General features: G+C 44.2%; 25 protein-coding genes. All 25 read right to left on the minus strand.

Features of this window, described 5'->3' with window-relative positions:
* Window positions 1-26: 26 nt before the first annotated feature.
* Window positions 27-1,877, minus strand: coding sequence for a DNA helicase RecQ (gene recQ, locus DWV34_RS01605; protein ID WP_009289392.1), 1,851 nt, complete (start codon window positions 1,875-1,877; stop codon window positions 27-29).
* Between the two features lie 10 nt (window positions 1,878-1,887).
* Window positions 1,888-2,256, minus strand: a complete 369-nt coding sequence (locus DWV34_RS01610; protein WP_006567666.1) for a nucleotide pyrophosphohydrolase — start codon at window positions 2,254-2,256, stop codon at window positions 1,888-1,890.
* 110 nt (window positions 2,257-2,366) lie between these two features.
* Window positions 2,367-2,837: a pyridoxamine 5'-phosphate oxidase family protein gene (locus DWV34_RS01615; RefSeq protein WP_006567667.1), complete on the minus strand. Its 471-nt coding sequence runs from the start codon at window positions 2,835-2,837 to the stop codon at window positions 2,367-2,369.
* 22 nt (window positions 2,838-2,859) lie between these two features.
* Window positions 2,860-3,495, minus strand: a complete 636-nt coding sequence (locus tag DWV34_RS01620; RefSeq protein WP_009289393.1) for an NAD(P)H-dependent oxidoreductase — start codon at window positions 3,493-3,495, stop codon at window positions 2,860-2,862.
* Between the two features lies 1 nt (window position 3,496).
* The gene (locus DWV34_RS01625; RefSeq protein ID WP_227032209.1) at window positions 3,497-3,994 is read right to left on the minus strand and encodes a flavodoxin family protein; all 498 of its coding nucleotides are present in this window, start codon (window positions 3,992-3,994) and stop codon (window positions 3,497-3,499) included.
* A 29-nt stretch (window positions 3,995-4,023) separates the two neighbouring features.
* Entirely contained in the window at window positions 4,024-4,635 is a 612-nt protein-coding gene (locus DWV34_RS01630; protein ID WP_022261255.1) for a TetR/AcrR family transcriptional regulator, read from the minus strand.
* Window positions 4,635-5,723, minus strand: a complete 1,089-nt coding sequence (locus tag DWV34_RS01635; RefSeq protein WP_009289395.1) for a radical SAM/SPASM domain-containing protein — start codon at window positions 5,721-5,723, stop codon at window positions 4,635-4,637. The genes DWV34_RS01630 and DWV34_RS01635 overlap by 1 nt, the downstream gene beginning before the upstream one ends.
* A gap of 94 nt (window positions 5,724-5,817) precedes the next feature.
* A complete protein-coding gene (locus tag DWV34_RS01640) occupies window positions 5,818-6,675 on the minus strand; it encodes a S66 family peptidase (RefSeq protein ID WP_006567672.1) in 858 nt (285 codons plus the stop codon).
* On the minus strand, window positions 6,672-7,205 hold the full coding sequence (locus DWV34_RS01645) for a DUF6933 domain-containing protein (protein WP_006567673.1): 534 nt from the start codon (window positions 7,203-7,205) through the stop codon (window positions 6,672-6,674). Before DWV34_RS01645 ends, DWV34_RS01640 begins: the two co-directional genes overlap by 4 nt.
* A 23-nt stretch (window positions 7,206-7,228) precedes the next feature.
* On the minus strand, window positions 7,229-9,895 hold the full coding sequence (locus DWV34_RS01650) for a translation factor GTPase family protein (protein WP_006567674.1): 2,667 nt from the start codon (window positions 9,893-9,895) through the stop codon (window positions 7,229-7,231).
* A gap of 249 nt (window positions 9,896-10,144) precedes the next feature.
* Window positions 10,145-10,939, minus strand: a complete 795-nt coding sequence (locus DWV34_RS01660; protein WP_006567676.1) for a CheR family methyltransferase — start codon at window positions 10,937-10,939, stop codon at window positions 10,145-10,147.
* 196 nt (window positions 10,940-11,135) lie between these two features.
* Window positions 11,136-12,245, minus strand: coding sequence for an iron-containing alcohol dehydrogenase family protein (locus DWV34_RS01665; protein ID WP_182483062.1), 1,110 nt, complete (start codon window positions 12,243-12,245; stop codon window positions 11,136-11,138).
* Window positions 12,246-12,459: 214 nt separating this feature from the next.
* Window positions 12,460-13,047, minus strand: coding sequence for a sce7726 family protein (locus DWV34_RS01670; protein WP_006567678.1), 588 nt, complete (start codon window positions 13,045-13,047; stop codon window positions 12,460-12,462).
* Between the two features lie 116 nt (window positions 13,048-13,163).
* On the minus strand, window positions 13,164-13,838 hold the full coding sequence (locus DWV34_RS01675; protein WP_006567679.1) for a GntR family transcriptional regulator: 675 nt from the start codon (window positions 13,836-13,838) through the stop codon (window positions 13,164-13,166).
* A 167-nt stretch (window positions 13,839-14,005) separates the two neighbouring features.
* The gene (locus DWV34_RS01680) at window positions 14,006-14,719 is read right to left on the minus strand and encodes an MIP/aquaporin family protein (protein WP_118475104.1); all 714 of its coding nucleotides are present in this window, start codon (window positions 14,717-14,719) and stop codon (window positions 14,006-14,008) included.
* 29 nt (window positions 14,720-14,748) lie between these two features.
* Window positions 14,749-16,179: a four-carbon acid sugar kinase family protein gene (locus DWV34_RS01685; RefSeq protein WP_022261253.1), complete on the minus strand. Its 1,431-nt coding sequence runs from the start codon at window positions 16,177-16,179 to the stop codon at window positions 14,749-14,751.
* Window positions 16,180-16,192: 13 nt separating this feature from the next.
* A complete protein-coding gene (garR, locus tag DWV34_RS01690) occupies window positions 16,193-17,092 on the minus strand; it encodes a 2-hydroxy-3-oxopropionate reductase (protein WP_227032204.1) in 900 nt (299 codons plus the stop codon).
* Window positions 17,093-17,106: 14 nt separating this feature from the next.
* Window positions 17,107-17,799 (minus strand): cyclase family protein, encoded by a 693-nt coding sequence (locus DWV34_RS01695; protein ID WP_006567683.1) that lies wholly within the window; start codon window positions 17,797-17,799, stop codon window positions 17,107-17,109.
* Between the two features lie 309 nt (window positions 17,800-18,108).
* The gene (locus DWV34_RS01700; protein ID WP_006567684.1) at window positions 18,109-18,927 is read right to left on the minus strand and encodes a DNA-3-methyladenine glycosylase family protein; all 819 of its coding nucleotides are present in this window, start codon (window positions 18,925-18,927) and stop codon (window positions 18,109-18,111) included.
* A 600-nt stretch (window positions 18,928-19,527) separates the two neighbouring features.
* On the minus strand, window positions 19,528-20,139 hold the full coding sequence (locus tag DWV34_RS01705) for an AAA family ATPase (RefSeq protein WP_006567685.1): 612 nt from the start codon (window positions 20,137-20,139) through the stop codon (window positions 19,528-19,530).
* 49 nt (window positions 20,140-20,188) lie between these two features.
* Entirely contained in the window at window positions 20,189-20,923 is a 735-nt protein-coding gene (locus tag DWV34_RS01710) for a GntR family transcriptional regulator (RefSeq protein ID WP_006567686.1), read from the minus strand.
* A gap of 33 nt (window positions 20,924-20,956) precedes the next feature.
* On the minus strand, window positions 20,957-21,739 hold the full coding sequence (locus DWV34_RS01715; RefSeq protein ID WP_006567687.1) for an SDR family NAD(P)-dependent oxidoreductase: 783 nt from the start codon (window positions 21,737-21,739) through the stop codon (window positions 20,957-20,959).
* A gap of 14 nt (window positions 21,740-21,753) precedes the next feature.
* Entirely contained in the window at window positions 21,754-22,230 is a 477-nt protein-coding gene (locus DWV34_RS01720) for a PTS sugar transporter subunit IIB (RefSeq protein WP_006567688.1), read from the minus strand.
* A complete protein-coding gene (locus DWV34_RS01725; protein WP_009291137.1) occupies window positions 22,202-22,636 on the minus strand; it encodes a PTS sugar transporter subunit IIA in 435 nt (144 codons plus the stop codon). Before DWV34_RS01725 ends, DWV34_RS01720 begins: the two co-directional genes overlap by 29 nt.
* A 12-nt stretch (window positions 22,637-22,648) precedes the next feature.
* Entirely contained in the window at window positions 22,649-24,283 is a 1,635-nt protein-coding gene (locus DWV34_RS01730) for a PTS system mannose/fructose/sorbose family transporter subunit IID (RefSeq protein ID WP_006567690.1), read from the minus strand.
* Window positions 24,284-24,304: the final 21 nt, after the last annotated feature.

Below are 24,304 nucleotides of genomic sequence, written 5' to 3' on the forward strand. Positions count from 1 at the left end.
TCTCCTCCTTCAGTTCTCTGTCTTTCTTATTCTTCATACTTTTTAATACTCTCAAGAAACTTCTCCCCGTATTTTTCAAGCTTAAACTGTCCCACTCCGCTTATATTAAGCATCTCATCCAGAGTCTGCGGTCTTACCTCACTCATGCCTGCCAGCGTCTTATCCGAAAATACCATATACGGCGGTATCTTCTCCTCCTTTGCGATCTCCATCCGAAGCTTCCTGAGTTCTTCGAACAGACCCATATCTTTTTCTTCCAGAGCAGAAGCAGCTCCGGCCTTCTTTTTCCTGGCTTTCGGCGCCTGTTTTTCTTCTCTCTTCGGAACTTTTATAACAAGTTTTTCACCGCTCAAAAGCTCTTCGGACCGGTCTGTCAATTCTATTACCGGATAGTCATCATTGCTCAGGTTTAAAAATCCCTGCATCATCATCTCATTGATCAGCTGTTTCAGTCTCGGAACTGTCATATCCGGCAATGCCTTATATTCCGGATTTTCCTCCAGTCCTCTCTGACGAATCTTTTGATTGTCTGCCCCTCTCAGGACATCCACGATCAGATTGACTCCAAAACTTCTCTGACAGCCTTCGATACATCTGACAACTGCCTCTGCCTGCTCTGTCACATCCAAAAGATCAAATTCTTCTAAACAGTTACTGCAGTTCTGGCATTCCGCGCTGCTTTCTTCTCCAAAATAATCAAGGATATAATGCCGCAGACAGCTGCTGGTTGCACAGTAGAATGTCATCTGTTTCAGCCGCCCCAGATCCTTTTCCATGACGATCCTGCGGGTCTCCTCGTCCAGTTCCTGATTATCCTCGCCGTGTTCAATCAAAAAACGATTGGTCCTCTGGTCGGCGGCACCAAAGTACAGGATACATTCTGCTGGCTCTCCGTCTCGTCCTGCCCTTCCGGCTTCCTGATAATAGCTTTCCATATTCTTCGGCATATTATAATGAATGACAAAACGCACATCCGGTTTATCAATACCCATGCCGAACGCATTGGTTGCCACCATGATCTGTCTCCGGTCATAAATAAAGTCATCCTGATTCTCACGCCGTTCTGTATCCGACAGTCCCGCATGGTATCTGGTCACCGAAAATCCTGCTTCTCTGAGCTGATAACATACTTCTTCCACACTTTTTCTGGAAAGGCAGTACACAATGCCGCTGCTTCCCGGCATTTTTTCTTCTTTCTCTCTTAAATAGGATTCTAATTCCCGGTATTTATCTCTGGGCTTCTTAACTCCAAAGAACAGATTTGCCCGGTCAAATCCTGTTGTCACGACCAGCGGGTCTCTCAGATTTAGGATATCCAGGACATCCTCTTTTACCTCCACAGTGGCCGTAGCCGTATACGCCCCTAAAACCGGACGCCTCGGCAGCTTCTCCAAAAAGGAAAGAATCTTTAAATAGCTGGGACGGAAATCCTGTCCCCACTGAGATACACAGTGTGCTTCATCCACAGCCAAAAAAGAAATATCCACGCCGGGCGAAAGAGCAAACCGTAAAAATCCCTCTGTCTCCAGCCGCTCCGGAGCCACGTATATGATCTTATACCTGCCTTCCCGTGCCAGATCCAGGGCTTTTCTATACTGTCCCATGCTCAATGAACTGTTCAGAAAAGCTGCATGTATCCCGGCCTGATTCAATGCTCCCACCTGATCCTTCATCAGAGAGATCAAAGGGGAAACAACCAGCGTAATCCCCGGCATCATCAGCGCAGGGATCTGAAAGCAGAGCGATTTCCCGGCACCCGTGGGCATGATACCCAAAACGTCCCGCCCGTCTAAAACCGCGTCGATTAAAGGCTTCTGGCCTTCCCGGAAGTCATCAAATCCGAAATATTGTTTCAGTAATCCGCGTGCATCCTCCATATGTAACCTTTCATTCTGTAGTCGTTTTTAACTCCGTATACTTTAAATTCTTTCCTTTTACTTTATCCACGGGATACTTCTCTCCGTTTTTTTCAATTTTAGCAAGGAGAGAATCTTTCAAATCAAATTCATACATCTGAGAAAAGCGGAGAAGGAAGAAAAACACATCCGCAAGTTCTTCCGATATGCGTTCCCGTGCTGTATCCCGATCCATCATCTCCCCCATTTGTTCCTCTGATTTGAACCGGAACAGATCCAGAAGCTCATTGGACTCGGTTGACAACCCGATGGCCAGATCCTTTGGCCCGTGAAACTGATCCCAGTCTCTGTCCTCACAAAACTTTTGTACCTCTTTTGTTAAATATTCTAAAGTGTCCATATACCTTCTCCATCAACATCTGGTTTTCATGAATACTGCTATTATATAACAATTTCCCCGGGTGTGGTATACCCTTCTTTAAATTTTAGAAATATTTTACATTTTTCGTTTTAGGAATGCTCCTTACAGGACATCTCACTCACTTCCAGCTTAAAAGTACACACTGCGTCAAACATTTCCTCTGAAAACTCCCACTCTTCTTTCCCGGTGTTTTGATACATAATAGCCAAAAGCGCCTTTCTTTTTTCATTCGTATCTTCCACAAATGATACATTTCCGCTTCCTACAACACTCTGAAACCGGGCGGAATAGCCGCAGGCTTTTGTACTCTCATTCAGCTTATAATTTGTATCCAGTTCAAACCCTGCACAGGGATTTTTGGAGATCAATTCAATTTTTCTGCCCTCACCTGCACTGTGGAAATAAAAAGTCCTCTTTTCGCCATCCTCACAGTATCCAAAACTTAAAGGCACGATATAGACGCTTTCTCCATCCGCAAATCCCAGCCTGCAGCAGCTGCACGCCGAAATAATTGCCCTGATCTTCGCAGGATCTGTGATTTCCCTGTCTTTTCTTCTCATGATCCAGTCCCCCGTAAAATACTTATTTTAAAATCCTTCTGGACAGTTCCTTTACTGAAAGTCCATTTTCTTTGATCTGTTTTCTCCATCCCATCTGACCAGCCAGCTTATACATGATTCTCGGTATCCCCGGAGAAACAAACCGGTCTTCGGCTTTCCGCCCGGTGCTGATACTGCACGCCATCTCTTTCAGCACAGCGGAGAAATCTTTCTTGATTCCTTTTCCTTCCGGTATATCAGAAAGCATGGGGATCATTCCTCCCCCGCCGATGCCAAGGCCCTGTCCCCATGAGAGACCTGCTTTCTTACACCAGCACTTCATAATGTTTAGGGCAATATGATTTTGATATCCTTCGTAAAATCCACAGTTTACAACCGCATAGACCATCCTGTCAGTCTCAGATTCCTGAAACAATTTTTCCATCTGCTGCAGTACAGCCGTCAGATGAGAAGGTACACTGTCCACATATAGAGGAAACGCAAATACAAGGCACTCGCTGTCCATGACTGCTGCTTTCATTTCTTCCGTCAATTCCGGCTTTCGGACAGAAATTTCTTTTATGTCCTGCCCTTTCAGCAAATCTCTGAGTTCCTTTAAAATAACCCCGGAACTGCTCCCTGAAGGCTTAGGACTTCCGTTGATACATACAATCTTCATGTTACCTTCCTCCTAACTCATCCGGTGTTTTCACAAACCGTATTCCCTGCACCTGGGCATACAGATTGACCGCATTAGCTCTAACAAGCTCCTCTGCAGTCCGCTTCTCATCTTCTGATATACATTCTCCGTAAAATCCCACTTTTAATTTTAATATTTTATCGTATCTCTGTTTGTGGTGCATTTCGCCATTCTTAATCTTAAAATACGGATGCAGATAAGGGATGCTCCGGTCCAGCACATTTTTCACAAAAGGACTGTAGCCTCCGTAACAGCACCGGCTGATGATCCGGGCCTCCTCACACCGGGCAAGCAGTTCTCCCATATCACCATACTGGTCTCTTATAATACATTTGCCCGGAGTCTTGATCCAGCATCCGAAACAGCCGATACAATTAAGGATTTCCCCGCTGTTTCCTATCAGGACTACATCTTCGTCCGGTTCAGAAAATATATTTTTGAATTCTTCTTCGTCCAGATCATGAATGATTAATTTCATATTTCCCCCTCTCATAGTATAAGTTCTGTCTATTTATACAGCCTCGAAAATTCCATTACCTGTTTTCTCAACGCCTCCAATGCCTCTTCTTCCTTGTCCGGTTCCTGGTCATATCGGTTCAGCAGGAAAAAAATCGGGGCATAAAAATTAACTGCCATGGCTTTTGGGTCTTTCCCATGGAAAATGCCCCTGGCGGTCATTTCCGCAAACAATTCTGTCTGATAGGACACTGCCGCATCCATAAAAAGCCCCCGGTACACTTCAAACACCTCTCTGTCCCTGTACTGCTCGATCACAAGCATCCTGCGGAACTTAGACGCAAATTCATCTTTCAGATAAAACAGGAAAATCTTTTCACTGAGAGCAAGAATCCCTTCCTCGCTGATGCTTCCATAAAGCTCTGCGGCTTCTGCCATATCGTGTTCATCGGGCAGGCCGTACTCCTTGGACATCTGCTCCATCCGAACCGACATCTCCTGAACAATCGTATCAAATATTTCTTTCTTGCTTTTGAAATGCTTATATAAGGAACTGTCTTTTATGCCTACCGCATCCGCAATGTTTTTCACACTGGTCCCCTGATACCCATGTTTAGAAAATAGCGTGAGCGCTTCTTTCACAATCCGTTCTTTTGTATTCATCATCTCTCTCCCTGTAATAAATCTTTTACCAGCTGTTCCTGTTCAAACAGGGCACAGCCTCCGGTATGAAATTTCTCAAGGCTTCCGCTTTCCTGCAGTCTCGAAAAAAGTGGAGACTGCAGTGCCTCTTTGAGGCTTGTATGTACCAAACTGGTATCTGAATAGGGAGAAAACGGACAGGGCTCTGCGCCGCCGGATGCATTGATATGGAAAAATCCCCTGCCTGCCGCCAGACATCCTCCCGAAGCCCTTTCATCTCCCGGAAACGATATAAACACCATATCCTCCTGTTCCTCTCTGAGCTTTCGGATCCTTTTTTCCAACGCTTCTCTCTCTTCTTCCCCCGGAGCTAAATACTCTGTCTTTCCGTCAGCCGGTACATATTCCACATAAACGACCGCCTTACAGCCATTTGTTCCAAGTTCACCGAGGAATTCTTCCGACGTGACCTCGTAAAGATTTTCCCTTGTCACCGTAACCGATGCGCCGAATAAAAGGCTCCATTTTTTTAAACTTCCCATGGCCTGTCTGAGCCTTTGATAGACTCCGCTTCCTCTCCTGGCATCCGTCTGTTCCTTGCCGCCTTCAATGCTCAGCACCGGAAGCAGATTCCTGTTTTCCGAAAACAATGTAAGGCAGCCTTCCTGCATTAAAGTCCCATTCGTAAACACCGGAAAGATCACCTTTTTATGTCTGCCTGCAGATTCTATCACATCCCTGCGCATCAAAGGTTCCCCTCCGGCCAGCAAGATGAAACTTATGCCCAGTTTTTCTGCCTGATCAAAAATATCATTCCACTGAGCGCCGGAAAGCTCTCCTTCAGGCTGACCTTCAGCACAGGCTCCGCTGGCCCTGGCATAACATCCTTTGCAGTGAAGATTGCATTGACTCGTAATACTTGCAATTAAAAATGGCGGAATATGCCCGCCCTCTTCTTCTGCAATTTCTCTTAATCTTCGTGCTCTTTTTTCCGCCGCCATAAATTTCAGCATAAAAAAGCTTCCCCTTGGATCTGAAACTCTCAAAATACCGCGGAGGATACGTTCAACCCCGTCACTTAAATACTTCTCCAGCCGAAAATCCTGCATACTCTTGCCCTCCTTTGACACGCCATATATGGCTAGTAATTGCTAGCTTCTGTCATCTTCAGTATAGGGTAGTGAACACTAGCCTGTCAAGTATTTATACGCCGAATCTATATTTCTTTCCAATAATCAGACATTTTGAATCTGTCCCATGACCGATTTCCTCCGTCTTTGCAATGGGAATTCCCGGACCAGCCGTATTCTTCACCAACTCCTCCATCCTTGGAAGACATCCTCCGGCTTCCATTGCTGTAAATGTTCCGAGTAAAATTCCATTGACCTGCTCAAAGACTCCAATCTGTTTTAACTGGTTTAAATACGTGACCATCTGAGGAACCTCCCCTCCTCTGCTCTCCAGGAATAAGATCTTATCCTGCATATCCGGCCAGAACGGGGTTCCTGCCAGCTTCAGCAGACAGCGGATATTTCCTCCCACCACCATGCCTTCCATTGATGTTCCTCTGATCAGCCTGGTCCTGAACTGAAACAGGCCGTTACCGTTTCCAAGCAGTGAATCTTTAAAATTCTTTTTCTGCTCTTCTGAGTGATCCATGACCAGATTCCGGACTTGGTACAAATAAGATTTCCGGCCTGTCTGCTGAAAGACTGCGTTTACGATTACAGTGAGATCGCTGTATCCGAAAAATGGTTTTAGATGTTCTCTTATGACTTGAAAGTCTAAATTCGTCAGAACTTCATTGGCCAGATCTCCTCCCGAAATATCGAAGACCGCCCTGATTCCGGGATTCCGGTAAAACTCCATAAGTTCCCCTGCGCGCTGCCTCCCGGTTCTGTCAAAAACTGAGGAACCGGCATAAAGATACCGGCTGAAGACTGGTTTTAATCCCAGCTCCTTCAGGGCATTTTCCAGCGGCATCACAGCGGGCCGGGCCGAGTCTGAAAGTCCGTTGGAACAGCATACTATTCCAACCTTATCCTGTCTCCTAAGCATCATTGCCCTTTCCCTCTCTTAACAATTCCAACCCGTTTCATATCCTCTTCCAATAATGCGCACGGATGATCATATGTCTCAAAACCGGCCGGCGAACAAATATCTCGGTTCACCCAATGACAAATATCCTCCTGATACATCTCTCCCAGATTCCAGGGCTCATCTGTATAATCCAGGCGTTCTATTGCCTTATTAAGCCCCGCCACAGGCTTCCGCCCGTGAGTCTTTGTGATCTTTAGCGCTCCGGCCAGATTAAAGTAAGCATTGATCTGCTCCTCTTTATATCCCTCACTGCGCAGACCGGCCTCTATGGCTTCTTCTGCCCTTTCGGGCAGCACTTTCCAGTCCGCTGCTTTCATTCCCGCGAGCATCACAAAGAACCGATTGTTTGCATTGACCATAGCCAATGCTCTTTTTCCCATAAAACGTATAACATGCAGTTCCCAGCAAAAAAACAAGTCGGTGGGCTGCCCATACGGCGGCTGTTTTACCTTCAGATGCTTTTGTAACGTAATCGTAATCCCCAGCTGCATTTGTTCTCCTCCTCGCTTTTGGCTTATTCTAAATCTCTTATCTTTTTCAGCTCCTCCTCAGACATAGAGTCCAGCAAATAACTGCGGTCCTTTTGCTGCTTTTCTAAATATTTTTCTCTGAGTGTTTGATTGGCGAGATTCACTTCTTCCAGCAGTTCCCTGGCTGAGAGCAGAGAACACCCCTGGCCCCGGATAATGATCTGTTCCATGCCGTCAGAGGTGGCCACCGTAACATCATATTTCCGTCCATGTTCGTGCGCAAACTTCTCTATATATTGATCTGCAGTCTCCGCTTCCTTCGTATATACCACATGGATATTATGATAATCGAGTATCTCCGTATCATGGCCCACAACGCGGTAGGCATCAAAAACAACGATCAGCTGACATTTTCTGATTCCTTGATAGTTGCTCATAATATCCAAAAGTTTTCCTCTGGCAGCGTCGATATTTGCCTCTGCCAGTTCTCTTAAATCCTCCCAGGCAAAGATAATATTATAGCCGTCCACCAGCAGATATTTTTCACCCGGCTTTTTCTTCACTGAAGCCCTGAAAGCCGAACTCTTATAATCATCTATTGTCCTCTCCAGTTTCTTTTTGGCCCATCCGGTCTTTTTCTTTCGGTTCGCAAAATAAGTCTGTTCCAGAATCCGGTCGATCTCCTCCGTATCAATCCATTCTTCTTCGGTATAAGAACGGCGCACCGCATTCTCTTCCTCTGTCTCTTTTTCATTATCTGTAAGCTGGCTGTCCACATGCATATAATCCTTGACCTTGTCCCAGCTCACTGTAAATCCTGCCCCGTGTGAGCAGAAGACAGAACCCGTCGGATTATCTGTATCCCGTTCAGAATCATAGCCGGTATTTTCGATCACTTCGTCTGCATTGTGACAGGGCCTGTAACCGTTAAGGGCACAAAAAAGACGGCCCCTTCCCTTCGCGTAAGCTATGACTTCTCTCTGATAGCCGTTCATCTCTGAGACCGGAGCACTTCCGGTCAGAACTGACATCTCTCCCTCTGTCTGAGGATTCTCAAACTCTCCGTACATCCGCTCAATATCCGACATAGCCCGTCCCACCATCTGCTGAGGCACTTCCAGGCGAAACTCATAGTACGGCTCTAAAAGGACCGACTCCGCCTGTTTCAGGCCCTGGCGCACCGCCCGGTAAGTAGCCTGCCGGAAATCACCGCCCTCGGTATGTTTTAAATGTGCCCGGCCCGCCGCTAACGTGATCTTCATATCAGTTATCGCCGAACCGGTGAGGACTCCGGAATGCTCCCGTTCCTGAAGATGAGTCAGGATCAGCCTCTGCCAATTTTTATCCAGCATGTCCTCACTGCACTGAGTATCAAACTGAAGACCGCTTCCCGGCTCCAACGGCTCCATGAAAAGATGTACTTCCGCATAGTGCCTCAAAGGTTCAAAATGCCCAACACCCTCCACTGTATTTTTAATAGTCTCCTTGTAGACAATATTTCCAGTCCCGAATTCAACTTCTGTATCAAACCGTTCTGCAATCAGGCTTTTCAGTATTTCCAGCTGCACTTCCCCCATGATCTGCACCTGGATCTCCTGAAGCTGCTCATTCCAAACAATATGAAGTTCAGGTTCTTCCTCCTGAAGCTGCCTCAATTTTGGGAGCATTACTCCAGCACTCACTCCTTCCGGCAGTATGACCTGATAAGTAAGCACCGGTTCCAGCGCCGGCTCATACCCGGTATCCTCGATACCAAACCCATCTCCCGGACGGGTATCCGCAAGCCCTGTGACCGCACAGATCATTCCTGCCTGTGCTTCCTCCGCCGTCTGATATTTTTCTCCGGAATAAATCCTGATCTGACTGACCTTTTCCTCTTTGGGTTTTTGTATCAGCGCCGATCTTACTTTCAGCACACCTCCTGTGACTTTTAAATGAGTCAGGCGGCTGCCCTGCTCATCCCTGGAGATTTTAAACACCTTTGCTCCGAATTCTTCGGGATAATCCACAGGCCGGGTATAAGACCCAATTCCCTGCAGAAATTCCCGGACTCCGTCTGCTTTCAATGCAGACCCGAAATAGCAGGGAAATACCCTTCTCTCTGCAATGATCTCTGCAATATCCCTGCTGCCAATCCTTCCGCTGTCTAAGTATGTGTTGAGCAGTCCTTCGTCGCAAACTGCGATATCTTCATAAAAATCCTCACCGCACTCCCTGCTGAAATCAACACAGCCCTCATCGAGCCGATTTTTTAATTCTGTCAAAATCCATTGTTTGTCAGTACCCGGCTGATCCATCTTATTGATAAATAAAAAGGTCGGAATTTTGTATTTCTCCAACAGGCTCCACAGCGTTTGCGTGTGACCCTGCACCCCGTCGGCACCGCTGATCACAAGGACCGCATAATCAAGAACCTGCAGAGTCCGTTCCATCTCGGCAGAAAAATCCACATGACCCGGTGTATCCAGGAGTGTAATTTCCATTTCTCCGAACCGGAACACTGCCTGCTTTGAAAATATAGTAATCCCCCGGTTCCTCTCAATCTCATGGGTATCCAAAAACGCATCTTTATTATCAACTCTTCCCATGCTCCGGATGCTGCCGCTCTCATAGAGCAGACCTTCCGACAAGGTTGTCTTTCCCGCATCCACATGGGCTAAAATTCCTATACAAGTATATCTCTTTGGTTTGCTTTCAGATGTAGCTTCCATTATAATTCCTCGTCCTTTTTCTCCTTCTGCTGTAAAAATTTATTGCTTTCTGACTCTCTGTTTCCGCTCTCAACTCTTCATCATGTGGGCAAATACAATTTATATTTCGCTGCAAATAATTGCTCATTGCCATGTAAAGATATCTTTTGATCTAAAATATTATAACAAATACCCTTTAAACAATATAGGTATTACTTTATCTAATACATGAAAAAACAGCCCCAGATCAAAAACCTGAGACTGTCCATATTACTTTTTTTGATAAACAGAATGTCCTAAAAACTCCCACTTCCCGTGCCCCGGCCGAATAATTTCTCCGTTCCCGAGAAATAAATATCCTCCCGGTTTTAAAGACTGATAAAGACCCTGCAAAATCTCTTTTTTCTTTTGGATATCCATATACACAATCACATTCCGGCAGAAAATCACATCATACTGCTCATCCGGCCACTGAAGCTCTGCCAGGTTGTGATAGCGGAACCGCACCATATCCTTAATCAGCTGAGTCACTGCATAAACAGTTCCATCCTTCTTAAAATATCTCATCTTCCAGTCCACCGGAACTTTTATAAGCTGCCGGGGCAGGTACTTTCCTTCCTCTCCCTGTGTGAGTTCGTGTTTTGCGATGTCTGTCCCGGTAATCTCAATTTTGGGAAGTTTCCACCCCCGTCTGCGGCATTCCTCCGCTGTAATGGCAATCGTGTAGCATTCCTCACCAGTGGCACAGCCTGCGCTCCATATGCGAAATACGTTTTCTCTATCTCTTAATCTCTGTAATATTTCATGCTCAAGATACTCAAACTGCCCGCTTTCTCTCATAAAATATGTATAATTCGTGGCTGTAAGATCAATTAAATTCTGTTCTGTCTCCGGATCTTTCTTTACTGTCTTTACATACTCCAAAAAACTCTCCAGATGCAGCCGTTCCAGCTCATGCTGAATCCTGCACTGAATTAAATTTCTTTTGTTGGAAAGCTTCATCCCATATCTTTTCTGAATGTATTCTGTCAGGGCATCAAACTCATCTTGATTCATCTCAATCATTTTCTTTACTCCTAGGTTTTACAGAGATCATCTATTTTTCAGTGAAATACGCTCTGCGCGATAAGCTCTACCCACAGGGCACACCGTATTTTATGCCCTTGGGGCTTGGCGCGCTTCGCACGATAAGGTTTACTTTACAACTGTTTCAGACTCTTTTCAAGATATTCTTTCAGATATAGACATAATTTCACCAAATTTATGAAGTAAGACATTCTTTCAATGCTCTTCCGTAAATATTTGTTTCTTTCATGCACTGAATAAAACTTGCTTTTGTCACTCCGCTTTTCTTTGGACGAAACTCCCATTCTGTCGTTGTAAGAGCCTTATCTGCCATTGCATAAAATTCGTTCTCACACACTTCTATATCATCAAAACAAACCGGAAGCCCCATACTCAGATTGAATTTTGCGATTTTATCACGTTCTTCAAACTCTTTCGCAAATGTGAGCAGACACAGTACTCCTAAGGCCACTACTTCCCCATGAAGATGACGGTGCCCTCCCTCCGTAACCGTTGATCCATAATATACACAATGTGCCAGACTTGAATTATAGTAGTAATCAGGCGCACTGCTGACCATATTGGAAACAAGTCCTGTACTGATGATAATATCCAGCGTCACCTGTTCCAGTTCATAGGAAACTCTTTTCTTCCTTAAATCTTCCAGCGCTTTTTTTCCATAGTCTATCAGCGGAGCTGTACAAATACGGCTCAGCTGGACTCCCATCATAGGCGTATGAGATAACTCATCTTCCCGGGACGCAAACACGGCCTCACATTCCTTGCTCAGGGCATCTCCGATCCCTGCCCAGAGGAGCTGTCCCGGAGAATCGGCTATAATTGATGATTCAATGAATGTATGGTCCGCTGCTTTGGGATAGTAGTATTCGCGAAAAGAACCATCCGGATGATAAATCACTGAAATCGCAGTCACTGCCGCACAGTTGGATGCAACTGTAGGAAAACAAAACAGCGGTTTGTCCAGCTCATTGGCCAGATATTTACCTGTATCACAGGCACGTCCTCCTCCAACGGCAAAAATCATATCTGCCTGCTTCACCACATCCTGCTCCATCAGAGCATTCCCGTTTTCGTATGTAGAATCTCCTCCGTACCAGATAAAGTCCAAAATCTGCACGTCAGAATCCTTCACCCCCTCCAAAAGCTTCTCTTTTGCTTTTGACATTGCCGTCTTTCCTCCGATGACAACTGCTGTCTTTCCAAGAAAACGAGCCTTCTCCGGAATTTCCCGATAACAGCCTTCTCCAATGGTATACCTGGGTAGATTTACACTGTAGTAACTCATATATTGTCCTTCCTTTCTCATTTTATGCAGCCTCACAGAATATTCATTTATTCCGCCGAGGAATTTCTTTGCTTTCATAACGGACTAAAAAGTCTCCTTATGTCGATAAACATAAAGAGACCAAATCATCCGCTATTCATTTTCGGACTGCTGCTGATACATTGAAGTCATTATAATCCTCAAAAAAATAATATGCAAGTACCTTTTACACCTGTCAAATTTTCCTAGATTTATATAGACGGATAGTATCTTCGATTGCGTGATAATCCCGCTCAAACAGCTCATCACTGATTTGGGTCTTTAATACAGCCTGAGGAACCCTCTCTATAATTTTATCAATAACAAATGCCTTGCTCTTCTGTTTGTATTTAGGAAGCTGATTTAATTGCTGTATATGAGCCAGTTCCGGCCTCCATAGCAATTTCATTTTATCTCTCCACACGAGTTTCGGATTTTTGACCGGACTCCGGAGCAGATAGAAATCCACCTGATCACCTATCTCTTCTGCCGTAATGATTCCCCACCATTCCGGGACCTTTTCCTCTATATGCAGTGCATGTCTGGTGCCTGCTACTACATAGTTATAGTCGAAAAACCGGTCATAATCTTTGACCTGTCTGTTCAGCCGTGTATAACTGTCCGCATCGCTCTTAATCTCTATACCAAAAACAGAATCTTCTGTAACCATGACAATATCAGCCCTGGAGCGTCCCATCTGTTTTTCTTCTATAATCCTAATTTTATGGTAGCGCTCCTCCAGAAAATCAAACAGAGGATCGCGTATGTCTTTATCGTACAGCATAAATTCCTTTTCGTTTTTATGATTTAGAAACCTTTATACTTCGTTCTTCTTCCTCTGCCTTCAAACTATCGTTTATTTTATTCTCTATTGCCAAACAATCGCTTCTTTTTTATCCATTACAACATCCTTGGTTTTTCTTTTATCAGCTCCAGATTAATATTTTCAGCTACTGATAAGTGACGGTTCAGCAGCTTCTCAAGCTCTGCTCCATCCTGCTTTTCCAGAGCATCCATGATCCCCTGATGTTCCCTAATTGTCTCCTGCATCCTTCCTTCCCGTGTAAAAGAAAGAACATTCTGCCAAAAGATACGGTGCATATATTCTTTATATAAATGAAGCATTGCATCATTTCCCAGAAATTCTACAATACCTTTATGAAACTCATAATCGATCCTCGCAAATTCCTCGCTGGAACCATTTGTTTCGATCAGATTCTGCTGCAGTTTAATCTTTGTCCGCAGATCAATCAGACATTTTTGTGCATTAGCTGAATCCAAATCTGCAACCAGCTGCTTTAAACAAAAGGTTTCGATAGCATTCCGTATTTGATAGGTCTCCCTGATATCATCCTCCATCATTTCATGAATCATAAAGCCTTTGCTTGGATAGACATCAATATATCGTTCCTGCTCCAGCCGTAAAACAGCATCTCTCAAAGGTGTTTTTGAAATTCCCAGTTCTTCCGCCACTTTTTTCTGGGAATAGATGACCCCATGCTCCAACTTATCGTTCAGTATCAGATCTTTCAGATAATCATATGCTTTGGACTGCAACAGCTGTGTACTTTTCATACTACTACCTCATCTTCTATAAAAAGCCTCTTCATATTGTTAACAATTACCTAATACTATAGCATATCTTTCAGAATCTTTCATCCACCGCAGATTATTATGGAACAAAAAAACATCCTTTTTTCTAATCTCTCTGAAAAAAGGATGTCTGCTGAAATCTTAAATTGCTAAAAAATCACTTTATACAACATTGCCGCAAGAAATGCTCCCATCAAAGGACCTGCTATGGGAACCCATGCATATCCCCGATTTGATCCTTCTTTATTTTTTATAGGGACAAGTGTATAGATAATACGGGGCATAAGATCTCTTGCCGGGTTAATGGCATAACCGGTCAGTCCCCCAAAAGACATGACCCCTCCTGCCACTCCGCAGAATACAAAGAACATTGCCACTCCATTTGCCGGATTTTGATGTCCAAGGGAAAGCAGGACAAACATGAGACAAAAGGTTGCCATGATCTCTGACAGACAATTCCGCCAGGAATTCTGAATTGACGGACCTGTGGTAAATACACCCAGCTTGGTACCCGGACACTCTTCTTCATCCAAATGATCTTTATACAGCTGCCAGATGATCAAAGCTCCGACAGATGCCCCGATGCATTGTGAGATGATGTATCCCGGAACAAGGCTTCCGCTCAAATTTCCTGCTGCCCAAAAACCTACCGTCACCGCCGGATTACAGTGAGCTCCGGATACAGGTCCAAAACACACTGCTACCGTCACCATTGAAACACCCCATCCAAGAGCCGCTACAATACCTCCGGCCCCGCACATACCGGATTTACTCAAAGAAATATTGGCACAGACCCCCAATCCTAACACCATAAATAATGCAGTTCCAACCAGTTCTGCAAGATACAGATTCATATGTTCCATCTGCCACTCCTTCCTGAACCGCCGTTTTATCAGCGGATCAATTCCTCAACAGCCTCTTTCAGTGTAGAAGTCTCTCCTACATTACCCGGAAAGATAATATATGGGATTTTCGGAAATTTACTTTGTTCGTCTGTCTGCCAGACAGGAATTCCCGGTTTGATCTGGCCCATAACATTTGCTTTTTTCACTGAAAGTGCTTTCGTCCCAATATCACTGGATGTAATGCCCCCCTTTGCAACCACGAAGGCAGGAACAATTTTCAGTCTTCCCACCAGAGCCTGTACCCCCTGTGATATCTTTACAGACCGGAGCAGCGCTTCCATTTTGCTGTCATTGTCAACCGTCAGCAGCCTGCGTTTTGTATAACATACAGCAGTCTTTCCGCATGCTATGATCTGTTCACTAAGACTGACCACCCGGCTGATCTCGCCGTCAAAAATCTGATCTCCCTTCAGCACCAGATCCGAGTCAAATTCAATCCCTGTTACCTCGTCTAGTGTCAGGAGTTCTTTTAACTGCGCTGTCGTCTTATTGGTATGAGAACCCACTACTACAATTCCCCCATGGTTTGTATCTTTAGTTATCATCTCTTCTCTGGTCAAAAGCTTCCGGTCTGATACCCCTCCGATCACTTTTACCAGGGATGCTGCCGAACGGAATAAAAATGTCTTCCCTTTTCCCATAGCCCGGTAAAGCGCAGTACAAAATACTTTAAGGTCACAGTAATCCACTGCATTGACAATCACCTTATTGAAATCTCTAACAGTCATCAGCTTTTGCTCGATTTGTGCATAGTTACAGTTTCTGAGCATTTCAAGAGAAATGCAGACGGTATCTTTACCCTTAAACAACCCTTGATTTTTTTCTTCTACATACTCTCTCAGATCTGAGCTCTTGTATCCGAACGTTTTATCTTTGGCAAATTCCGTCTCTCCGGCCGGCACCAGCATTTCATTATCTTTTACATAATGGACATTATCAATGGTATATCTTCCGCCTTCTTTGAAAAAGAAACACAAAATCTCCCCGTCCACAGAATGACCGCCCTGCTTTTCCATGACTTCCTTTAAAACATTTGTCTCTAAAGGATAATGCCCTCTTAACGTGGAGTCACTCCTGCTGATCAACACGTATTTCTGATTTAATTCCCGGGAGATTTCTTCTGCTGTTCGGGCAATTTCTTCATGCACCTGTCTTGTCTGTTCCGGTGTCATAGACCTGGAATTGGTTAATATGTAAAATAGTCTGTTTTCATCAATAAAACCTTTTCTCATACTGGCTTTTGACCAGTCTGTAAATACCGAAATATCATGAACAGTCTGTATTCCGGTAGGGTCATCATCCAAAACAACAAACTTTGTCTGACTTTTATTAATTTCTTCGTTCAACAGACGATCGATTACCCCTTCATTTACAGGACTGTACTGCTTTAAAACTTCTGTCTTCCTATATTCAGCCATGATTCATCACCTCTCAGTATTCTTTCGTTGTACTTTTTACTACTGTCTGTGCAAGTTTCTCAAAATACTGCACGATCCCCGCATGATCGTCGTTCATATGTCCCGCTACCTTCAGAGCCTGAAAAATCTCAAAAAGCTGACTGGTAAAAGGCACCGGCACGTCAATTTCATGGGCTGTCTCAACTACATTTTTAATATCCTTGTGATTGATAGAGATCTTCCCTCCCGGGTTAAAATTTCTTTCAAGGATCATCGGCATTTTTGCATCTAAGACAGCACTTCCGGCCAGTCCGCCTCTGATAGCCTCATACACTTTGGATGGATCTGCCCCGGCCTTTGATGCAAGCACAAAAGCTTCTGAAACGGCAGCAATATTCATATTTACGATCACCTGATTGGCAAGCTTTGTAATGCTGCCGCTTCCGCTTCCTCCAATCAGAAGTGCCGAAGATCCCATGATCTCAAAATATGGAATCAGTCTGTCAAAAGCGTCCTGATCGCCTCCCGCCATAATGGCAAGTGTTCCTGAAACAGCCCCTGGCTCCCCGCCGCTGACAGGAGCATCCACAAAACTGACCCCCATCTTTTCCAATCTGTTATAGCATTCTTTCGACTGTACAGGAGTCACAGAACTCATATCACATATGACCGTCCCTTTTTTGACCGCAGATGCAATCCCGTCTTTCCCGAAAACAGCATCCTTCACAATCATACCATTTGGAAGGATCATAAAAATAATGCCGCATTCCTTTCCAATCTGCGCCTTTGTTCCTTCTAAAGCTCCAAGATCTGTCATCTGTCTTACTGACTGATGATTCAGATCATTCACCATCAGTTCTATCCCTGCATTCTTTAAATTAATGGCCATTGGGAGTCCCATGATCCCAAGACCTATAAATCCTACTTTTGTCATTTTTCTGTCTCCTGTCATTTCTCTTCAATTTCCGCTATGCATACAACCTGGCTGGAATCCAGTCCTTCAATTCTCAGTGGCGCATTGATAAAATTCAGTATTTTCGCACCTTTTGGAATTTCTGAAAGATGCATGTCTTCAATCCCTGTCACAAATTTCCCTGTATAGAATCCCAAAATATTTCTGTGACAATCCGGAGGAAGTTCTCCTTCCGGCACTTTGTCAGACGGCGATCCGATAGCGAGAAAATCCATTCCGATTCCCTTTAAATCCGGAAAATTTTCGGAGAGGTAAATACCCGCACTCGGTGCAATATACGGTCCTTCCTTTTGGTATCTCTCCGGCTCTGTAAACTTATACTGTTCAAATCCTGTACGGATCAGGGCAAAAGATACCTGTGATAAAACATCCGCAAAAGGTTCTATATCCTCTTTGGTGATTCCCTGGGCATCGCTCTTTGGTATTTCTAAAAGTGCGGTTTCCTTGTGAAAGAAATATTCTATCGGCAGTTCATTGATACTGATCCCGTTTTTAACAAAGTGTCGTGGAGCATCCATGTGAGTTCCAAAGTGATTGGGCAAAGTACTGATAAAGGAACAAAACGGACAATCCTCTGATACATCCGTCATCTGCTCCACCTTAATAACCGGCTCTCCCGGCCATGCGAATCCTTCAGGGTCTAATTTGTGTGATAAAAATAAATACATTGCAGCTACCTCCTTCTCTCTAAAAACCTAAAATGAACCTATACTTTTGATACGATTAGTATACCGGTATATCGGTATATCAGTCAATGGTTTCTTGACATTTTGTATAATTTATATATTATTATCAATTATTTATTGTGCATAATTATAATAGTTTTTCTTTTTATTAACAAAAAGAAGTCTCTCTACGTTAAAAAACATAAAGAGACTTCTGATGTAAATTTCTTTCTAAGGTTATCTTAAAACTTTAATCTGAACTCAATAACTTATTAATTCCCTGAGCAGTCTGCTTCCAAAGCAAAACTGAAATCATCCTAATTTCTTTCCCAACAGCTCATAATAGAAAATATACTGCTGCATCACACCCTCACACCCTCTGTATCTCTCTGCCGGAAACCCGTCAGGATAATGGCCTTCCAGAGCCTGTCTGATATGGGTGTCCACCGGAAATGCCTCAAAATGATGCAGCGCAAACAGGCAGATACAATCTGCCACTTTCTCCCCGATACCATACAGTTTCATTAATTCGGCCTTTGCCTCTTTATAAGGCATCTGTTTTATTGCCTCCAAAGATACCTCTCCTCCGGTCAGACTCTTTGCCGTCCGCACTACATACTTGCTCCGGTACCCCAGGTTGCAGTCCTTTAAAGCATCCTCATGAAGCTCCGCCAATATTTCTGCTTTGGGAAATGTATAGTAAAAATTCCCGCACCCGTCAGATCTTTTCTCACCATAACGCTCACAAATATTGTCAATGCACCGGCGGATACGGACAATATTATTTTGCTGTGAAATTAGAAATGAGACGATCATTTCCCACAAATCCTGCCTCAAAATACGGATGCCAAAACCAAATTCCGAGGCTTTTTTAAGGTAACTGTCTTCTTCGTCTATGGATTCTATGTATTTTTTGTAATCTGCATTCAGATCAAAATACTTCTTCCAAAATGTCTCATACTTATTTTCATCACAGTGAAATGTGCATTGGCCTCCATTCTGGGTCACTTCTAAATATTCATTTCCTGCAATTACTGAATATAGATTGTCACGCTTCTGCCTCATGCGGAAACACTGACCGGAATCGCAGATCTGTGCAATGTTAAAACAGTCTAATTCTTTTGTTATCATAGTACTCCTTATACTGTAGATATATAAACTTTCTTTTTATACTTCAACATTTTCTCTTTGCCTCATACGAAATTATCTAACTTACATCTCTTGTATTTCAGCAGCTTCAATCACTTATAGTTATTTCTAATACGTATACCCAAAGCGGTGGGATGACTTGGATGCAGGATTTCAATCACTTATAGTTATCTCTAATACACTAAGCCTGATACTTGAACGATCGGGGACACCGGGATTTCAATCGCCTATAGCTATTTCTAATACCCATTTCTTCCGCATAAAATAGTCATTCTTTTAAAACAACAATTCTTACCAAAAAGTTCATATATCTCTACATCCCGTATAAACTCGTATTTTTTAAAACGGTCGATCCCCCATACTTTTTACGCTATCATAGGTCGACCTTTATTAAATATCATACTATAACAACTGCCTTTTTCCCATATATTTTAAAAATTTATAAAAAATACTGGTACAATCCTCTAAATGTTTTAATAGCCTCAGAAACGAATTCTGAAGTTATTAGGAGAAAAAACTGCAGTATTTAATTCATCACATTTTATACTTCCGATAATCATTAAAAACAAATTTTTTCACAATTCAGTCTCTATCAATTATCTCATCCACCCGATCCAACACCGCCTCATAATCAACCTTCTCATAATCCGTCACGTCCAGTTCAATCAGGCTCCCCAGCTGAAACCTATCATAACCTTTATTTAAACACCTGTCTTTAAATATTTCATAAGTCACCAGAGCATCCGCCTTCGTCCGGTCTTCCAGTACGTCCCCTTCATGATATCGTGTCACCAGATGTGCCAGGTGTCTGGACGGTTCCAGGTCTCTGCTTTTTGAACGCTCATACAGAACATCAATGTCTCCGGTAAGGCGAATCGTGAGCACTTGATATCCATAAGTCAAAGACAGACTTTCAAGCCTTCCCTTCTGTTTCTCGCTGAACGGATAATCCGAAATTACCGAGTGCTCCCCGCTCATGAGTTCCTCCAGCGTTTCATAGTACAACTCCCAGCTTTGATCTTCCAGACGAGTCTTTTCTTCGATATTTTCAAATCCAAAACGGTCCCACAGCTTCTCTTTCATTTCATCCTGAGAAACTACAATAAATTCACTGTGCCGCTTCAAAATACGGCTGCACAGAAATGTCTTCCCTGTCGCCGGATAACCGGCAAGGAGTATCATTGCTTTTTTCATACATCTCTCCCAAAGAAACAGACTGCCGCGGCAAAGCGGCAGTCTCCTATTATAATGCTAATTCAACTGTCAGATAATAAGTATCTGCCCGGTAATAAGCTTCTACATACTCTCTTGGAATTTTATTTTCATCATAGGAAACACGTTTCACATAGATCAGCGGGGCTCCCTCTTCCACCTGAAGCAGCCTGGCCCTCCGCTCATCTGCCAGAATAGAATAAATCTTTTCTTCCGCTTTTGCCAGCTTGATATGGCAATGGTTCACATAATACACTCTCAGCGATTCCTTGGAAAAGTCTTTCTCCAGGGCCTCCGGAACCCACTGATAATCCAGATAGTTGGTCTCAATATACATGGGCTTTTCATCTGCATACCGGACCCTCTCAATCCTGATCACTTTTGCCCCTTCTTCAAGCTGAAGATTTTCCAAAACTTCCTGATCCGCACTGATGACCGTCTTGTCCAGAACCTTTTTGCTCGCCACTCTCTTGCCGTCGCTGTGTTCCCGTAAAAAATTGACGATCTTCTGGTTATCGCTTTTTGCCTTCAAGTTCTTTACATAAGTCCCATGGCCGCGTTTTTTTTCGATCAGCCCTTCATCTGCCAGCATATCCATCGCCTTTCTGACCGTAGCCCTGCTGACCTTGTAATATGCCATCATTTCACTCTCCGCAGGGATCAGATCCCCGATCTGATACTTTCCGGTGACAATGTCCTGGTACATATAATCATATATCTGGTAATAAAGCTGTTCCCTTCCGCTGAAATCCAATTCGTGTTTCATCGCTTACACCTCTCTGTAACTATATTCCTAAAATTATTCCATCAGCTCCCCGCCCACAAGATTGATGGACTGTCCGGTCAGATAACTTGAACTGTCCGTAGATAAGAAGATCGCCGCATCCGTTACATTTTTCAGATCTACCAGCTTATGCATCGGAATATTCTTCTCAAAATACGGGAGCACTTCTTCCGGATCTAAATTTCTTTTCTTTGCATATTCATATTTTAACTTCTGCCACATCTCTGTCGGGACGATTCCCGGACAGATGGTATTTACCCGTATGCCCTTGTCCGCAAACTCTTTTGCGATAGACTGGGATAATCCCTGAACTCCGTATTTGCTTGCGCAGTAAATGGTCTGCCAGGAACTTGGCTTTTTCCCTGAAAGTGAAGACATATTGATGATCGTTCCGCCTCCGTCAAGCATCTGCCTCACTGCCGCCTGACAGCATAAAAAGGTAGCTTTCAGATTCACATTGATTGTCGTATCCCAAAGTTCCTCGCTGCTTTCCAGAAACGGCGCCATTTTGGAAAATCCGGCAGAGTTAATCCATGAATTGATTCTACCATATCTTTCGGCTGCTTTACATGTGTTTTCATCAATTTGCTCTTTCTTCGTTACATCCGTCTTAAAAAAGCAGGCCTCACCGCCACCGGCCTTTATTTCATCCACAACCTGCATGGATTTTTCTTCATTCAAGTCAAAGATCACAACTTTGGCTCCTCTCTTTGCAAACTCTTTTGCCATAGCGGCTCCCATACCGCTTCCGCCTCCGGTGATGACGGTTACCTTGTCATCTAATCTCTCCACATTCATTTTAAAAGCCTCCTTTACTTTTTGATATACTCCGCAACATTGACCTGTTTATCCTGAGGCATCACCTGGACAAAAACATTGACTCCCTTTTGGATTAAATCAAGGAAGTTTTTATTTTCTTCCGGGTTGGTGGAAATGTTTTTATACAAAACACTTCTCCCCTCTTTTGCACCCATTCCTCCCACGTCAATCTCATCGATTTCAATTCCGTGATCCACCATGTAATTTAAAATCTCCGGTCCTTTCACAAGAAGGATGGTCGGAGCCTCCAGCCCCTGTTTCATAAATTCCACCGCGTCATCCCTGTTAAAGATTCCGATGGCAATCTCATCGGGCACTGCCATTTCCAGCACATTGATCATAAATTCATCTTCTGCCACTTCATCATCAGCCACGACAACCTGCACTGCATTTTTCTGCTTGATCCATGCCGTCATCACCTGCCCGTGGATCAGCCGGTCGTCAATTCTTGTTAAGACTAAGTTTTCCATGCTTCCTGCCTCCTTCGCTTAAATTCATTCCCTTTACTGCCAATGCTCCCGGAGAGACCGCTTCCTGTATCAGCTCATCCAGTGTGCTCTTTTCCGTCCTTGCAAAAATCAGAGTGATCAGCATCGGCATACTCATACCTGAAACCAGACCGATCTTATGGTCTTTCGCCAGGTATCCTGTACTGTTAAAAGGGGTTCCCCCTGTCACATCCGTAAGAACCAAAGTGCCTTCCTCTGATTCGTACTCTTTTATCTCACTTTCCAGTCTGTTTCTGTATGCTTCCGGCGACTCTCCGGGCATGAGAGGGACAGCTGATATCCCCTCCTGTTCTCCTGCCACCATTTGGAGGCTTTCTAAGAGACCTTCACAGAAACGCCCGTGGCTTACTAATATAATATGTATCATAACAGCACCCCTCTATCCTACAAATCCCAGCACTCCCAGATAGGATGCCGCAATTCCTACAATGAAGATGCCGATAACGATCCATGTGACATTGATCTTCTTTGAAACAAGCTTCCATACGATCAGGGTAATAGCCAAAGGAATCAGTCCCGGAAGAAGGGAATTTAAGATCTCCTGAAACTTCACGACACCACTGCCCACGGCAATTTTAAACGGTGTATTCACCGTAATCCTTGTGGAAGCCATGCATCCCACAACCATAAGGCCCACAATGCTGAACGCATTGGTCACCTTATCGATCACGCCGTTTTTAAGAATTTTCAGCAGAGTAGATTTTCCGTATTTATAGCCGTTCATGAACATGAAATATCCGCATGTAAAAATCAGGATCTCAAACAATACCGTAAAGAATACCGGTCCGACGAAATTCCGGTCCAGAGCCATGGTACAGCCGATACCTGCTAAAATCGGAAACAGGATTCCCTGCATAACGGTGTCTCCGATACCGGCTACCGGCCCCATCAGTCCGGTGCGGACAGAATTGATGTCCTCTGCAGATACGCTTTCTCCGTTGGCTCTGGCCTCTTCCATAGAAACCGTGATCCCGTTAATGATCGGCCCGATGGTAAAGACTTCTGAGTTATAAAATACCATATACTTTTTAAGCTCTCTGACCCGTTCTTCATTGGATTCGTAGAGACGTCTGATCGGCCCAATCATCAGGTTGGCGATTCCTAGTGCCTGCAGCCGTTCATAGTTGTAGCATGCCTCTGTGCTGGTAGTGGCAAGCCATGTCTTTACAAGATCTCTTTTTGACAGTTTTTTCTCATAATCTCTTGCCTGCGTTTCGTCTGTATAGTCTGTGCGCTCTTCATTTTTCTTCAGAGTCAGGCGCTTCACTTTCTTCGTTTTTTCTTCCTTTTTATTATCAGCCATAAACATGATAATTGCAATGATTGCCGCGAAAATCGCAACGGCCATAATATCCAGTTTTAAGTAGATCGTCAGGAAAAATCCGGCGAAGAAATACGGAATCAGCTTTTTCTTTCCAAGATAGTTTAAAAGCATGGCGATTCCAAGGGCGGGCATGATCCCTCCGACGACCTGGAGCGCAGATACAAGACTCTTCGGAATCGCATTGATCAGGGCCGTGCCCCAGGACTTCCCGGACATCACGAGGGCAAAGGCGGGAATCCCATACAGAGCAAAGGCCACCAGGAAAGACGGGACAAAGTTCATGAGCCTCACCCCTCTGATATTTCCCTTCTCAAGCATTCCATCAGCCCTGTGGATCCAGAAAGAGTTTACGGTCATATAAACCTGGTTCAGTAAGAGTCCGAACATACTGAACGGAATGGCAAATGTCACCGCCATGGTCGGGCTTGCGCCTGAAAGAATCGTCATCGCCGTGCCGAAGATCCCCGCTACGATCGTATTGCTCGGCATGGTTCCCCCTGCGGAAATCCATCCAAGATAGATTAACTGAATGTTGGCTCCCGCCAGCATACCTGTCATCGGGTCTCCCATAAAAATACCGGTCAGCAGACCTGTGGTCAGCGGATACACCAGACATTTTGTCACCGGACCGAAAAACCACCACTGGCCCATCGTTGCCAACAAAGCTACTAAAATCGCTGAAATTACCATCTTAAATCCTCCTCTTTTCGA

This window comes from Anaerostipes sp. AF04-45 (assembly GCF_003461725.1).
Lineage (GTDB): Bacteria > Bacillota > Clostridia > Lachnospirales > Lachnospiraceae > Anaerostipes > Anaerostipes caccae.

Excerpts from the sequence above, each read along its gene's own strand:
- DWV34_RS01670 (WP_006567678.1), bottom strand. The coding sequence starts at position 13,047 with ATGCTGTACGATAAAGACATACGCGATCCTCTGTTTGATTTTCTGGAG.
- DWV34_RS01630 (WP_022261255.1), bottom strand. The coding sequence starts at position 4,635 with ATGAATACAAAAGAACGGATTGTGAAAGAAGCGCTCACGCTATTTTCT.
- DWV34_RS01710 (WP_006567686.1), bottom strand. The coding sequence starts at position 20,923 with ATGAAACACGAATTGGATTTCAGCGGAAGGGAACAGCTTTATTACCAG.
- DWV34_RS01675 (WP_006567679.1), bottom strand. The coding sequence starts at position 13,838 with ATGAAAAGTACACAGCTGTTGCAGTCCAAAGCATATGATTATCTGAAA.
- DWV34_RS01665 (WP_182483062.1), bottom strand. The coding sequence starts at position 12,245 with ATGAGTTACTACAGTGTAAATCTACCCAGGTATACCATTGGAGAAGGC.
- DWV34_RS01695 (WP_006567683.1), bottom strand. The coding sequence starts at position 17,799 with ATGTATTTATTTTTATCACACAAATTAGACCCTGAAGGATTCGCATGG.
- DWV34_RS01660 (WP_006567676.1), bottom strand. The coding sequence starts at position 10,939 with ATGATTGAGATGAATCAAGATGAGTTTGATGCCCTGACAGAATACATT.
- DWV34_RS01725 (WP_009291137.1), bottom strand. The coding sequence starts at position 22,636 with ATGATACATATTATATTAGTAAGCCACGGGCGTTTCTGTGAAGGTCTC.
- DWV34_RS01685 (WP_022261253.1), bottom strand. The coding sequence starts at position 16,179 with ATGGCTGAATATAGGAAGACAGAAGTTTTAAAGCAGTACAGTCCTGTA.
- DWV34_RS01635 (WP_009289395.1), bottom strand. The coding sequence starts at position 5,723 with ATGCAGGATTTTCGGCTGGAGAAGTATTTAAGTGACGGGGTTGAACGT.
- recQ (WP_009289392.1), bottom strand. The coding sequence starts at position 1,877 with ATGGAGGATGCACGCGGATTACTGAAACAATATTTCGGATTTGATGAC.
- DWV34_RS01615 (WP_006567667.1), bottom strand. The coding sequence starts at position 2,837 with ATGAGAAGAAAAGACAGGGAAATCACAGATCCTGCGAAGATCAGGGCA.
- DWV34_RS01650 (WP_006567674.1), bottom strand. The coding sequence starts at position 9,895 with ATGGAAGCTACATCTGAAAGCAAACCAAAGAGATATACTTGTATAGGA.
- DWV34_RS01700 (WP_006567684.1), bottom strand. The coding sequence starts at position 18,927 with ATGATAACAAAAGAATTAGACTGTTTTAACATTGCACAGATCTGCGAT.
- DWV34_RS01680 (WP_118475104.1), bottom strand. The coding sequence starts at position 14,719 with ATGGAACATATGAATCTGTATCTTGCAGAACTGGTTGGAACTGCATTA.
- DWV34_RS01645 (WP_006567673.1), bottom strand. The coding sequence starts at position 7,205 with ATGCAGCTGGGGATTACGATTACGTTACAAAAGCATCTGAAGGTAAAA.
- DWV34_RS01620 (WP_009289393.1), bottom strand. The coding sequence starts at position 3,495 with ATGAAGATTGTATGTATCAACGGAAGTCCTAAGCCTTCAGGGAGCAGT.
- DWV34_RS01715 (WP_006567687.1), bottom strand. The coding sequence starts at position 21,739 with ATGAATGTGGAGAGATTAGATGACAAGGTAACCGTCATCACCGGAGGC.
- DWV34_RS01705 (WP_006567685.1), bottom strand. The coding sequence starts at position 20,139 with ATGAAAAAAGCAATGATACTCCTTGCCGGTTATCCGGCGACAGGGAAG.
- DWV34_RS01720 (WP_006567688.1), bottom strand. The coding sequence starts at position 22,230 with ATGGAAAACTTAGTCTTAACAAGAATTGACGACCGGCTGATCCACGGG.
- garR (WP_227032204.1), bottom strand. The coding sequence starts at position 17,092 with ATGACAAAAGTAGGATTTATAGGTCTTGGGATCATGGGACTCCCAATG.
- DWV34_RS01610 (WP_006567666.1), bottom strand. The coding sequence starts at position 2,256 with ATGGACACTTTAGAATATTTAACAAAAGAGGTACAAAAGTTTTGTGAG.
- DWV34_RS01625 (WP_227032209.1), bottom strand. The coding sequence starts at position 3,994 with ATGAAATTAATCATTCATGATCTGGACGAAGAAGAATTCAAAAATATA.
- DWV34_RS01730 (WP_006567690.1), bottom strand. The coding sequence starts at position 24,283 with ATGGTAATTTCAGCGATTTTAGTAGCTTTGTTGGCAACGATGGGCCAG.
- DWV34_RS01640 (WP_006567672.1), bottom strand. The coding sequence starts at position 6,675 with ATGATGCTTAGGAGACAGGATAAGGTTGGAATAGTATGCTGTTCCAAC.